Raw genomic sequence first — 11,854 nt, forward strand, 5'->3', positions numbered from 1 at the left:
AATGGCCCCCACGGGGGCCCGCGCAATGGCCCCAGCTTGCGCCCGGCCCGCCCAAAAAACCCGCCACCGCCCGGGGGCCCGCTAAATGATCCCGGGCCCGCCGCTAGCCAAGCCAAGGAGACGAACCATGCCCCGCATCGTCAAGCATTCCCGCCGCGTCATGGCGGCACTCGCCCTGATCCTGGTCCCGGCCGGCGCGCTGGCGACCATGGCCACCGCCGACCAGTCCGTTGGGCCGGTGCGCTGCGAGATCCGCGCCACGCCGGAAGGGGGCATGGTCTTGCTTGAGGCGCTTGCCTATGCCGACAGAAACGTGAGTGGCACCTATTCCTTCCATGTCGAAAGCACCGGTCGCACCGGCGGCACCAACATCGAGCAGGGCGGCGCCTTCAACGCCGCGCCCGACAAGCCAGCTACGCTCGGCGCTGTCACGCTCGACACAAAGGGCGGCGTTTACGACGCCAAGCTCGAAGTTGCGGTCGATGGCAAGAGCATCGGCTGCGCCGCGCGGGTCGGCGGCGCGACCTGATCGCACCGGCCAGTTCACGAAAAGGGCGTCGGCGTTCGGCGCCTTTTCTATGTGTGCCGAGCCGGGAAAAATGACTGAACGACAGCTGAACGACGGGTTCCGGGATGGTTCAGCCGCAATTCGGGAAGGTTGGCCATAGGCTGAGACAGCCGGAAATGAAGACCAAGATGACCCGCAATATGTTCATAACCCTTACTGCCGCTCTCGTTGCCGGCAGCATCGGCCAGGTGGCGCTGTCCGCACCGGCCTACGCAGGAGGCTGGGTGTCGGTGACATTTGCTCCTGCCAACGCCCGCGACGCCGGCGCCCTGGCGACCGGCCTGCGCGTCTATTCGAAGTATCGCGGCCTGCACGGCGCCAGAATCCGTCAGTCCGGACACGGTAATGCTGCTGGCCTCGGCCGGAACGGCCGCGGCAATCTGGGCATCATCCATCAGGAGGGCAACGGCCATTCCGCCATCCTGAGGCAGAACGGCAACGACAACGCCTACGGTATTTTCCAGTTCGGAAGGAACACCGAGGCGAATGTCGTGCAGAACGGCGATGGTGGTGGCGGCGCCATCTTCAGCTACGGCTGGTAACGGCCAATAATCGGGGCGCGAGCGGGACTCGATCCCCTTGCGCGCGACCCAATCATTCGGGCCGAACATCTCGGCAGAGCCGAAGATGACCCCGCGGCTTCCTCCTTGGGAGGTTTTTCAACGCGGGCCGATGTCGACCCAGCCCGCACCCCTCGCGCTGCGGCCCACATCGAAAAACCTTCACCGATGCGGACCTTCTGCAGCGGCTTTTCCACGCATAGCAGACGTTCGACGGAACGGGTGATCCTGCCCCGGCAAACACCGTTGATGTCAGATAAAGTGCGGCAGACAATATCACGAGGAAGCGAGGCGACATTTCACGCTCCGCGACAGCCGGAAGTGATCGACAACTTTCCAACGTTTTCCTTCGCGATTGAGCCATCCTGGTCAAACACCCCAAACCGGCGGCTGCATCACCGTTCCTCCGGCGGCTTGAGGTGCCGAAACTGCATCAGCAGCAGCAGATCGTAAGCGATCTTCAGTGCACCGCAGATGATCAGGGGCCAAGCCCGGAACGAGGCAGCGAACAGAGCGCCCGCCAGGGCGGGACTGGCTGCGGCAGCCAAACTGCGCGGTACCGATGTGAAGCTCGCGGCGGCTGCCCGCTCCGCCTCCGTGACGACCGCCATGACGTAAGATGAGCGCGTCGGGACGTCCATCTGCGAAAGCGCGGCACGGATCAGCAGCAGGGCGAGGGCCAGAGGGAGCGTCGGCGCAAGCGCCGCCAGCATCAGGGCGATGCTGGACGGAATGTGTGTGAACACCATCGTGTTGATGAGTCCGATGTGCCGCGACAGCCAGGCGGCAACGGGGAATGAGAACGCCGAAAGCACCCCGGACCAGAAGAAGAAAAAGCCCGCTTCCGAAAGCGACAGGTCGAATTTTTCGAAAAGCCACAGGGCAAGCAGCGACTGGACGAGGAAGCCGCCGGCAAAGGCATCAAGGCTAAAAAGGGCCGCAAGCCTGAAAACGATATTCCGCGAGGGGCCAAGCGCGGACGTGCTGCCGGAGTCCGACGATGGACGGCGCCGCGGGATCTGCGCGTAAAGGAGACCGCCGAGCAGGCCCAGCAACGCATAGAGCACGAACATCGCCTTGATGCCGGTGAGTTGGTCGAGGCCGGCTGGAGCCAGAAGATCAGGTGTCGCCGAAGCGAGCGCGCCAACCGCGGCTGCGAGCGCACCCACAAGGCTGTAGCGCGCGAACATCTTGGTCCGCGCGGCGTCGGTGACTTCGCGTGTGAGGACGGCATGCTCTAAGGGCACGAACACGCTGACGCTGCCGGCCGACGGGTTGATGGTGCCTGCGAAGGCGATCACCAAAAGCAGCGCGTAGTCGTGGACCACAGCAAAGGCCACACCCGTGGCGACCATCAGACTGGCGGCGGCAAGCAGGAGTTGGCGGTGATCGTGTCGGGCACCAAGGAGTCCGACGGCGATGGTCAAGAGCGCTGAACCGAGCAGCGATCCGGTTGCAATGATGCCGACCTGCAGAGGCGCGAAGCCTAATGCGAGGAGATAGACCGGCAACAGAACGGCCATGAAGCCATCGCCCATGTCGCGCAGGGCTCGGGCCGCAAAAAGAAAAGTCGCCGGGCGGATCTGCTGCACTGGTCTAGCCTGCCCCCATCACCTGCGTTGGCGTCAACGGCTTTGGCAGCGTCGCTCGACAGGGCCGGAAGATCATGACGGAGTCGCGTTAGACATTCCAGCGAGACGAAGGCCATGAAGTTCGGGACGTGGGTCAGAATTCCCCGTGGTCTTGCTTTGGTAATGTCCAGGAAGGGGCGCATTGCTGCCCGCCAGCCTTGGGGCCGCTGACGACCCGCGACGAGACCTGGCATAAGCAGCGCCTGCCCATGGTCGAGGATCGCATCCGTGGCCGGCTCAGCGAACTTTCCGATCGCCTGGGCAATGCCGACCTGGCTCGATGGTGCGTTCAGCGCCGGTGACCTTCTGATGGTGGCGTGCTGCGCAGGTTGAACGGATCGGGTATACTGGACGAATATCCGAACCTCTCCGCTTATGTAGCCCGCGGCGAAGTGCGGCCAGCCGTCAAGCGTGCTTTCGATGCTTAATTGGCGGTTTTCACGCCGCATCGACCGGCTGATGACATTCTGGTTACTTGACCCTCTAGCTTTGGTTGCGGTCTACTTTCTCTTCATTGGCCAGATACTGGTGGACGAAGGCGATGGCCATGCTGCCCTCGCCGACCGCCGAGGCAACGCGTTTGACCGGGCTCAGGCGTACGTCGCCGCAGGCGAAGATGCCGGGCGCGCTGGTCTCGAGCAGGTAGGGGTCGCGGCCATGCGACCAGAGCCCGGCCTTCTTCACGTCGTCGCCGGTCAGCACATAACCGCGTGCATCGCGCGCTACGTCGGCCGGCAGCCACTCGGTCTCGGCGTTGGCGCCGATGAACACGAACAGCCCGCCGCATTGGTGCCGGCTCACCTCGTTGCCGGTCTTGTCGAGAATGTCGATCGCCGTCAGGTGCGTCTCGCCGTGCACGGCCTGGACTTCGGAGTGAAGCTGGACCTTTACGTTGCATTTCGCCCTGAGCTGCTCGATCAGATAGTGAGACATGCTGTCGGCAAGCGCGGGGCCGCGCACCAGCAGCGTCACGCTGCGCGCATGGCCGGAAAAATGCATCGCCGCCTGGCCGGCCGAATTGCCGGCGCCGATCAGGTAGACATCCTGCCCATGCGTGCTGCTCGCCTCGCTGCGCGCGGCGCCATAATAAACGCCTTTGCCGATCAACCGGTCGAACCCGTCGATGGCAAGACGGCGCCAGGCGACGCCGGTTGCCAGGATGAGGCTGCGGGCGCGCACGACATCGGTGCCGTCGAGCACCGCCTCGTGCGTCGTCGGGTCGATGCCGGCGACCGAACGGGTGACCAGGATTTCGGCGCCGAGCCGCTTTGCCTGCTGCAGCGCGCGGCTGGCAAGCTCGTCGCCGGAAATGCCGCTTGGAAAGCCGAGATAGTTCTCGATGCGCGAGGATGTTCCCGCCTGCCCGCCGGGCGCCTCGCGTTCGACGACGATGGTGCGCAGCCCCTCGGAGGCGCCATAGACCGCAGCCGCAAGACCGGCCGGTCCGCCGCCGATGATCGCGACGTCGTACTCGGCGCCGCGCGGGCGCGTCTGCAGCCCGAGGCGGATGGCAAGATCGCGCACGGCGGGTGCTTCGATAATCTCCCCGTCCGCCAGCCGGGCAACGGGACCATCGAGAGCCGGCCTGCTGAGGGCAGACCAGAAAGCCTCGGCATCCGACGTGTCGGGCAACAGCCAGGTGAACGAAATCTGGTTGCGGGCCAGAAACCGGCGCAGTTCGCCGCACGCCGTGTCCCAGCGATGGCCGACCAATGTGACGCGCGGCCTCTGCGGCTCGGCAGTGACGCTTTGCAGCCCGCCCATCCGCTCGCGGGCAAGCGCGCTGACCTTTTGGGCCACGTCCTTTGACACCGCGGCGATGGAATAATACTGCTGAACCTCGATGCGCATGACGCGGGAAGATTCGGCGGCGCGATAGCCACCGGGAAAACCCGAGCCAAGCGCAATCGGCACCTCGCCGAAGATCGTTCCCGGCAGACGCCAACCCAGCGTTCGCTCGATGCCGTCGAAGGTCTTTACGACTTCGATCTTGCCGGCGAGAACCGCAAACAGCGCGGCCTCTCCACCCTCGTGAATCGCGAACTCTCCGGGGCTGAGGTGAAGATCGGCCGCTGTCCGCGCCACCCGCTCCAGCTCTGCCGCCGGCAAACCCGAAAACAACGGGATTGCTCCCACTACATCACTTGTCAGCATGGCCCCTCGCGGGAGCCAGTTAGCGTTGTTTTTTTGCCGTGATCAATAAAAAAGCGAGGCGGAGCCGCGTTTTGGGAGAGAGCGCAACTACCCCGTTGTTGTACCGTTGTTGTGGGGGAGATCGGCAGCCTCGACGCCATGCCACGCATGCTCGTAGCTCGCTCAATCCGGACGGCAGGTGGATGATCGTCGAGCCGTTCGCGCACGATCATCTGGCTGTCAACCCCGTCGGGCGCGCCTATTATGCCGCCTCCGCCTTTGTGTGCACGCCCGCGTCGCTGGCGCAGGATGTCGGGCTCCGGGGCTGACGCCCAGGTCGGAGAGGCAAGGCTGAGGGAGGTCGTCACCAGCGGTGGCCTCACCGCTTCCGCCGCACCGCGGAGACGCCGTGCAAGCGTCCGACGAAGACACCGTCGGCGAGTGCTCGTTCCTCCACACTCAAAGAACCAGGCATCGTGCACGCAGTGCTGGGTTCGCTCAGCAGCGTCGAGGTAGCGATTGCAAGGAGACTTGCTCTCATTTTGCACGCCCGCGCAGACCCCACACGCATTGCGCCGATGGTAGCTCAACCTGATAGGATGCCATGTGCGATTGCGATTGAGGATCAGGTAATGGCCGGAAGCGGTCCGATCAATTGCGGTAAGAACGCGCGAGAATGCAGACATCCAATCCGGGGTACGAAGTCTCGAACTGACCCCAACCCAGACGTTCCCGACCGCTGGAATACTGTCTTGAAACCGTGGAAAGAAGCCGGGCGCTTTCACTTGGGCTTGGTCCAGGCACTGCTCTCCGATCACTCCGCCAACGTTCCCTCGGGATAAGAAGCTGGCGTTGGGTGGTCCCACGGGAGCTCTGTAGCCAAGTTGTACGTCACGTGCGCACTTCACAAGCCACCCCGGCCATAGCGCCAATGCCAAGCATGCACTAACATTCCAGCTTGCCCCTTTGGGGCTGGCCAGTGATCTGTTCAAAGGGAAGTAGCCATGACCAATCATTGCTGTGGACCGGGCTATGCTTCTCCAGCCGAGGCGATGACGGCACCTCGCGAAAAGCTGCTCTATACGATTGCCATCTACACCGGCACGGGCATTCAGAAGCCGGACTATCTGTGCACCATTGATGTCGACCCGGAGAGTTCGACCTACAGCCAGGTGATTTCGCGTTTGCAAATGCCGGGTATTGGCGATGAGCTTCATCACTCGGGCTGGAATGCCTGTTCGTCGTGCCACGGCGATGCGAGCATGGAGCGGAAATATCTGATCGTGCCGGGTGTGCGCTCGTCAAATCTGCATATTGTCGATTGCGGTACCGATCCGCGCAGCCCGACACTGTTCAAGGTGATAGACGGCGCTGAAATCAAAGCCAGGACTAACCTGTCGGCGCCACACACGGTGCATTGCCTCGGCTCGGACATCATCGTTTCCATGCTTGGTGACGCCCAGGGCAATGCCCCCGGCGGCTATTTGCAACTCAGCAAGGAGTTCGAGATTGTCGGCCGCTGGGAAAATTCCATGGGCAGGATCAAGTTTGGTTATGATTTCTGGTACCAGCCGCGACACAACGTAATGGTCAGCTCGGAATGGGCCGCGCCCAATACCTTCATGCCTGGCTTTGACCTGGAAGAGGTTGGTCATCTGAAATATGGCCGAGAGATCCATTTCTGGGATTTTGAAAAGAAGGAGCCAAAGCAAACATTCTACCTCGGTGAAGATGGCTTGATCCCACTGGAAGTGCGATTCCATCATAACCCCGACAGCAGTCACGGCTTTGTTGGCGCGGCCCTTTCTGCAAATATCATCCATTGGTGGAAGAACGCGGCGGGTGACTGGCAATGGGAAAAAATTGTCGATGTCGGCAATGAGCCGCATCCCGAATGGCCGATACCAATACCGGGCGTGATCTCGGTCATTCTGCTCAGCATGGACGATAGATACCTCTATCTGTGCAACTGGTTGCACGGCGACATTCGTCAGTACGACATCTCGGACCCTCACAACGCCAAGCTTACCGGACAAGTGTGGATGGGCGGACTTCTCGGCCGTGCGCCTGAGGTCAATGGCGTGAAAGTGACTGGCGGGCCTCAGATGATACAGCTCAGCCTCGACGGCAAGCGCCTTTACGTGACGACCTCACTCTTCTCGACGTGGGATAATCAGTTCTATCCGGAAATCCGCACCAATGGCGGATGCATGCTGATGGTCAATTGCGATACAGAAAACGGCGGCATGGAAATCGATCCGCTATTCGTTGTTGATTTTGGTAAGGAACCAAATGGACCAAGCCGCTGCCACGAAACCCGTTATCCCGGGGGTGATTGCACGAGTGACATCTGGGTATGACCTGCTTCACCATCATTCTCGCCAATCAAGGCGGTGCGGCCTTTGACGTCGATCACCGCAAGCCCCTCTTGCAAAGCTTGCGCGAGCAGGGCGTGGATCTGCCGTATGGGTGCAAGTATGGCGGCTGCATAACCTGTGCGGCCAAAATAATCAGCGGCAAAGTCGATCAAAAAGCGCAGCGGGCGCTGAACAATCGCCAGATCAACAATGGCTATATAATCCTCTGCGTCGCCCGCCCTATGAGCGACTGCACGCTGGAGGTCGGCGTTGAGAGCCACGACAAGCTCTATCGCAACCCCTTCCTTGACCCGCTGGCCGCTCATGAATTGAAAGCCGATATTGCGACCCCGTTGGAAGCAAAGAAATGACCCATATGAATCATGATGAGCCCTATTCGGAGGCTTATCTGCAAGACATTCTGAAATCGGTCAAAACCATCGCGATGGTTGGGGCCAGCCCCGATAAAACTAAATTTTCCTATGGGGTACTCAGGGTGCTGCACGAAATCGGCTACGACATGATCCCGGTCAACCCCAGTCCCGGTCTGGATGAGATTCGAGGGCTTAAGGTGTACGCGTCACTAGCGGCCATCGACCGGCCTGTGGATATGGTTGAGGTTTTTCGCCGCTCCGAAGATCTGTTGGAAGTTGCACAGGAGGCCATCGCAATTAATGCCAAGGTTCTGTGGGGTCAGATTGGGGTGCGCGATGACGCTGCCGCCCGGTTGGCGGAGGAAGCGGGCTTGAAAGTGGTGATGAACCGCTGTCCCAAGATTGAGTTGTTCCGCCCCTTCTGGAAGCCAAAGCTGCATTTGGGAATATGACTGCAGGGGCGCAGAATTCGGGGGTGTCGCGGCAACCAACCTGTTCCCTCTGGAGTCTCAGACGTTGATTCTGCTATCAGATTGAATTTTGCCCGAGGTACGATGCCAGATGATCGCTGAGATCCCGCGCGTCGTCGCCAGCGCCGTCGATCAGAGCAGACTTGCGGCGGCGCAGAAACTGCGTCCCCATTAGGTACAGGCCCGGATGTTCCGCTACACCGCCGTCGTGACGGACGTGGCCCTTGCGGTCGAGGACCGGCAGTTCCAGCCAGGAGTAGTCCGGCCGGTAGCCGGTGGCCCAGATGATCGTCCTGATAGCGCCCCCGGCAAGATCGAGGCCGAGCGGCGGGTTGTCCTCGACACGGGTCGGCGGCGGGCGATCCGGCGGCCCGACCGTAGCGTCCAGGCCGTTGGCGCGCGCCCATTCGTCGATGAGGTCGAGCAGCCGGGCCATCTTGAGATCGGAAAGCGCGCACATGTTGCGCAACGACCCCGCAAACTGGGCCTTGCCGTCTTCGGTGATGCCGGCAAGACGACCGATGAGCCGGACGCCGAGGTCGTCGAGCGCATTGAGGTCGAGGGTGATGCGGTCGGGCGTGCCGGCAAGCTGTAGCGAAGGAACCCGTCGCGCCCGCCTGATGTCGTCCACCTCGTCGTAACGCTCGTCGAGCACGCCGGCGGCGTCCATCCACCATTCCAGGTCCTTGCCGCGATAGACGCGGGGCGCCCGGATGTGCTCGCCCACCGACAGGGTCACTTGACGCCCCGAACGCTGCAGCTCCTGTGCGATCTGGGTGCCGCTCGACGACGCGCCCACCACCATCACGCCACCGTCGGCGACCTGACCCGGATTGCGGTAGGACTGTGCCGTCAGCATGGCGACCGACGGCGGCACGCGGCTGGCGACGTCGGGCAGGCGCGCGATGTTGCACGCGCCCGACGCCAGCACGACGGTCCGACACCGCCACTCGCCGCGGTCCGTGCGCACAAGATATCCCGCCCCGTCGCTGCGAACCGAGGTGACGGTCGTGTGGGTTCTGACCGGAGCCGAGATCGCCTTGGCATAGTTCCCGAGGAAGTCGATCACCTCAGGCATCGTCCGGTAGCCGTCGGGATCGTCGCCGTCATAGCGAAAGCCCGGCAGCCGGCTCTGCCAGTTCGGGGTGAGCAGCCGCAGTGAATCCCATCGCTCGGTGCGCCAGGTATGGGCGATCTCGCCGCGCTCCAGCAGCACATGGTCGATAGAGCGCTCCGCGAGGCAGCGGCTCATCGCGAGCCCCGCGTGCCCCGCGCCGACGATCGCTGTGGTGACGGAACTAATCGCACCCTCTCATCAGGAGAGTCTACGGTTCGAAGCGCCTTTCAATTCACCACGACCGTGACGTTCGTCGGATTGGTGACAATGTCATAGACCGCCGACCGCTTCTGCGACTGAGCGACGATAGCCTCGATGTCCTCGCGCTTGGCGTCGGCGTCGATGTTGTATTTCACCGTGATGCCGCTGAAGCCGTTGCGCACGTCGCTGTCGATGCCGAGAATTCCGGCGAGATCCATGTCGCCTTCGATGGTCGCCTTCACCGACTTCAACTGGATGTTCCGGTTCTGGGCAACCGCGGCGATGCCGGCGGTCAGGCAACTCGCCAGTCCGACCAGCACGTATTCGACGGGCGTGGCGCCCTTGTCCTGGGAAGCGAAGACCTCCGGATGGTCTGCGTCGAATGTGAAGGTGGTCTTGCGATGCTGATCCTCGCCGAGACCGTAGAAGCTCTCGACCGACGAGTGGCTGTGGGTGCCATCCTTCCATTCGCAGGCCGCGCGCCACTTGAACTGCGCTGCCTCCGGGGCGTTGGTAAGCGCTTCGCGTGCGCCGAGCAGCGCCTCTACGTTAACACCGTTGTTTGCCTGTACTTCGGAAGCCATAATTATTATCCTCCCTACCTTGCACTGGCTCAAAAACCCGACCGATCTCACTGACCTCCCGATCAGATTTCACCATGGCGCGGCATGCTATGGGTCGCGAAGCGTTTCTTCAAGTTGTTTCCGCAGCGGAATGTTCGCCCTCGTGTGCCGAGTTGTGCCTTTGCAGGCTCTGGCGCGATCACGACCTTCAGCGCGGTCAGTGTCTGCTTCCGGGCGGAGGCAAAGTTCGCCTCTATGGCCGACATTGCGGCGCAAAGCAGCCATACCGCCGTTGTTTGTGAGGCTCTGCTTCGGTGACAAGCAGAACAGCAGCCCCCTACGGCTCGTCCCTCTCATCGCGCAAATTAGACACAACGCGGCGGTTCTGCGACCTGCAAGCGGTGTCGGGGCACTCGCGGACGAGCCTGTCCTTGCCGTAGCCCTTGGCCCACATGCGGTTTCGGTCTATGCCGCCGGCGGCGAGGTAGTCCATCACCGCATCGGCGCGCTGCTGCGACAGCGCCATTTCACTTGCGCCGGGGTCGTCGGCGAAACCCTGCAGCTTGAGCAGCCAGCGCGGATGCTTTGCTAACCAGGCGATCTGGGTGTCGAGGGTGGCCTTGGCGACAGAATCGAGCGCGGCCGAACCTTGCGTGAAATAGGTGCGGCGGCCGACATTGAGGATAAAATCCTCCTCGCTGCCCGGCTGCACGTTCTGGAAGCCGGCAACCTCGGTGTTGGTGACGTTGGGCGTGGAAGGGGCCAGCGTGTTGCTGGTCGAGCAGGATGCGGCCAGCACCAGCAGGCCGGCGGCGAGCAGCCGGCGCGTGTTTTCAATCATGCGGTTCATGAGCGCCAATCATTCGACAGTGGTGGAAGCGGGCGCCTGGTCGGCGATGTGCGGCAGGACCTGCACCGCGGTGCCGATCGGGCACCGCTGGTAGAGGTCGATGATGTCTTCCGGGAACATGCGGATGCAGCCGCTGGAAGCGTCGGTGCCGATGCTCCACGGCTCCAGCGTGCCATGCAGGCGGTAGCCGATGTCGGCGCCGTCGCGGTACAGATAGAGCGCGCGCGGCCCGAGCGGATTGTTGGACGCGCCGCCTGCGACCATGGGCGGTAGGTCCGGCCTGCGCTTACGCATTTCGGGGGGCGGGACCCATTGCGGCCACAGCGCGCGGCGGTCGATCGTCGCGCGGCCGTACCATTTGAAGCCGTCCTTGCCGACGCCGACGCCGTAGCGGATGGCGGTCTTGTTTTCCATGATGACGTAGAGGAAATGGTGGCGGGTATCGACCACGACGGTGCCGACCGGCTCGCTGCTGAAATACTTGACGATCTGGCGGTGCCATCTCTTGTCGATCTTGGCGAAGTTGGTCTTGCGATACACAAAATTGTTGTCGCTGGCGGTACCGGCGAAAAAGGATTTTGCCGCCGCGGCTTGAGCAATATTGCCGGTTGCACCCACCGCGACCAGCGCCAGGCCGCCGAGCACGACACCCCTGCGTGATAAAACCATCGGCAATATTCCCCCTCATGCCAAAAGCCTGGCGGACCATAATTGAGAATTACTTCGCCTCAAAGTGGAAAATGCTGCGTTGCTTCAGTCCGCCGTGTCCGGACATTCGTCATTGCCGGGTTCGGGCGGGTAGACCGGGTGATCGGCAGATTGCTCGACGAGCGTGGATACAGGTGGGTTGCAGTCGACCTCGACGCCAAAAATGTAGAGCGGTCCCGGAAAGAACGTCTACCGGTCTTTTTCGGCAACGCTTCGCAGGAGGAGATGGTGGCCGCCGCGAAAATTGACTGTGCAAAGGCCCTGGTGATCACTCTGGACGACCCCGAGGCAGCCAAATCGGTTCTTGCGGCGCTGAGACGCA

Annotated in this window: 11 protein-coding genes and 3 pseudogenes; 8 read left to right on the plus strand and 6 right to left on the minus strand. The window is 62.3% G+C overall.

Annotated features, from left to right (window positions below; translation table 11 throughout):
* Positions 1 to 127: 127 nt before the first annotated feature.
* Both csgH and NKH30_RS28595 read left to right on the plus strand, forming a co-directional pair.
* Positions 128 to 529, plus strand: coding sequence for a curli-like amyloid fiber formation chaperone CsgH (gene csgH / locus NKH30_RS28590; RefSeq protein WP_352997629.1), 402 nt, complete (start codon positions 128 to 130; stop codon positions 527 to 529).
* Between the two features lie 167 nt (positions 530 to 696).
* Entirely contained in the window at positions 697 to 1,110 is a 414-nt protein-coding gene (locus NKH30_RS28595) for a curlin (RefSeq protein ID WP_352453910.1), read from the plus strand.
* A 413-nt stretch (positions 1,111 to 1,523) separates the two neighbouring features.
* Here NKH30_RS28595 and NKH30_RS28600 read toward each other — a convergent pair whose 3' ends face one another.
* Positions 1,524 to 2,666: an MFS transporter gene (locus NKH30_RS28600; RefSeq protein WP_352997652.1), complete on the minus strand. Its 1,143-nt coding sequence runs from the start codon at positions 2,664 to 2,666 to the stop codon at positions 1,524 to 1,526.
* A gap of 272 nt (positions 2,667 to 2,938) precedes the next feature.
* On the opposite strand from NKH30_RS28600, the pseudogene NKH30_RS28605 reads away from it, so the two are divergent.
* Positions 2,939 to 3,187, plus strand: a pseudogene (locus NKH30_RS28605) (glutathione S-transferase family protein); the annotation flags it as partial.
* Positions 3,188 to 3,242: 55 nt separating this feature from the next.
* Here the strand turns inward: NKH30_RS28605 and NKH30_RS28610 are convergent.
* Entirely contained in the window at positions 3,243 to 4,913 is a 1,671-nt protein-coding gene (locus NKH30_RS28610) for an FAD-dependent oxidoreductase (RefSeq protein ID WP_352997630.1), read from the minus strand.
* 161 nt (positions 4,914 to 5,074) lie between these two features.
* On the opposite strand from NKH30_RS28610, the pseudogene NKH30_RS28615 reads away from it, so the two are divergent.
* The 4 genes and pseudogenes from NKH30_RS28615 to NKH30_RS28630 all read left to right on the plus strand — a co-directional run.
* Positions 5,075 to 5,302: pseudogene (locus NKH30_RS28615) on the plus strand (SAM-dependent methyltransferase); the annotation flags it as partial.
* 594 nt (positions 5,303 to 5,896) lie between these two features.
* Positions 5,897 to 7,252 carry a selenium-binding family protein gene (locus NKH30_RS28620; protein WP_352503445.1) on the plus strand — a complete coding sequence of 452 codons (1,356 nt, stop codon included), beginning with the start codon at positions 5,897 to 5,899 and terminating at the stop codon, positions 7,250 to 7,252.
* Positions 7,249 to 7,620: a 2Fe-2S iron-sulfur cluster-binding protein gene (locus tag NKH30_RS28625; RefSeq protein ID WP_352449195.1), complete on the plus strand. Its 372-nt coding sequence runs from the start codon at positions 7,249 to 7,251 to the stop codon at positions 7,618 to 7,620. The genes NKH30_RS28620 and NKH30_RS28625 overlap by 4 nt, the downstream gene beginning before the upstream one ends.
* A 5-nt stretch (positions 7,621 to 7,625) precedes the next feature.
* Positions 7,626 to 8,075: a CoA-binding protein gene (locus NKH30_RS28630; protein ID WP_352997653.1), complete on the plus strand. Its 450-nt coding sequence runs from the start codon at positions 7,626 to 7,628 to the stop codon at positions 8,073 to 8,075.
* A gap of 76 nt (positions 8,076 to 8,151) precedes the next feature.
* Here the strand turns inward: NKH30_RS28630 and NKH30_RS28635 are convergent, their stop codons facing one another.
* The 4 genes from NKH30_RS28635 to NKH30_RS28650 form a co-directional block, all read right to left on the minus strand.
* Positions 8,152 to 9,396 (minus strand): NAD(P)-binding domain-containing protein, encoded by a 1,245-nt coding sequence (locus NKH30_RS28635; protein WP_352474324.1) that lies wholly within the window; start codon positions 9,394 to 9,396, stop codon positions 8,152 to 8,154.
* Positions 9,397 to 9,437: 41 nt separating this feature from the next.
* On the minus strand, positions 9,438 to 9,995 hold the full coding sequence (locus tag NKH30_RS28640; protein WP_023679231.1) for an OsmC family protein: 558 nt from the start codon (positions 9,993 to 9,995) through the stop codon (positions 9,438 to 9,440).
* A 316-nt stretch (positions 9,996 to 10,311) separates the two neighbouring features.
* Positions 10,312 to 10,824, minus strand: coding sequence for an OmpA family protein (locus NKH30_RS28645; RefSeq protein ID WP_352997631.1), 513 nt, complete (start codon positions 10,822 to 10,824; stop codon positions 10,312 to 10,314).
* 9 nt (positions 10,825 to 10,833) lie between these two features.
* Positions 10,834 to 11,493 (minus strand): L,D-transpeptidase, encoded by a 660-nt coding sequence (locus NKH30_RS28650; RefSeq protein ID WP_352997632.1) that lies wholly within the window; start codon positions 11,491 to 11,493, stop codon positions 10,834 to 10,836.
* 42 nt (positions 11,494 to 11,535) lie between these two features.
* On the opposite strand from NKH30_RS28650, the pseudogene NKH30_RS28655 reads away from it, so the two are divergent.
* A pseudogene (locus NKH30_RS28655) lies at positions 11,536 to 11,853 on the plus strand (NAD-binding protein); the annotation flags it as partial.
* Position 11,854 lies beyond the last annotated feature (1 nt).

The organism is Mesorhizobium sp. M1273, assembly GCF_040318195.1.
Taxonomy (GTDB): domain Bacteria; phylum Pseudomonadota; class Alphaproteobacteria; order Rhizobiales; family Rhizobiaceae; genus Mesorhizobium.

What these genes read in the sequence shown, in the direction of transcription:
- NKH30_RS28630 (WP_352997653.1), top strand. Translation starts at nt 7,626, where the DNA reads ATGAATCATGATGAGCCCTATTCGGAGGCTTATCTGCAAGACATTCTG.
- NKH30_RS28595 (WP_352453910.1), top strand. Translation starts at nt 697, where the DNA reads ATGACCCGCAATATGTTCATAACCCTTACTGCCGCTCTCGTTGCCGGC.
- NKH30_RS28625 (WP_352449195.1), top strand. Translation starts at nt 7,249, where the DNA reads ATGACCTGCTTCACCATCATTCTCGCCAATCAAGGCGGTGCGGCCTTT.
- NKH30_RS28645 (WP_352997631.1), bottom strand. Translation starts at nt 10,824, where the DNA reads ATGAACCGCATGATTGAAAACACGCGCCGGCTGCTCGCCGCCGGCCTG.
- NKH30_RS28640 (WP_023679231.1), bottom strand. Translation starts at nt 9,995, where the DNA reads ATGGCTTCCGAAGTACAGGCAAACAACGGTGTTAACGTAGAGGCGCTG.
- NKH30_RS28610 (WP_352997630.1), bottom strand. Translation starts at nt 4,913, where the DNA reads ATGCTGACAAGTGATGTAGTGGGAGCAATCCCGTTGTTTTCGGGTTTG.
- csgH (WP_352997629.1), top strand. Translation starts at nt 128, where the DNA reads ATGCCCCGCATCGTCAAGCATTCCCGCCGCGTCATGGCGGCACTCGCC.
- NKH30_RS28650 (WP_352997632.1), bottom strand. Translation starts at nt 11,493, where the DNA reads ATGGTTTTATCACGCAGGGGTGTCGTGCTCGGCGGCCTGGCGCTGGTC.
- NKH30_RS28600 (WP_352997652.1), bottom strand. Translation starts at nt 2,666, where the DNA reads ATGGGCGATGGCTTCATGGCCGTTCTGTTGCCGGTCTATCTCCTCGCA.
- NKH30_RS28620 (WP_352503445.1), top strand. Translation starts at nt 5,897, where the DNA reads ATGACCAATCATTGCTGTGGACCGGGCTATGCTTCTCCAGCCGAGGCG.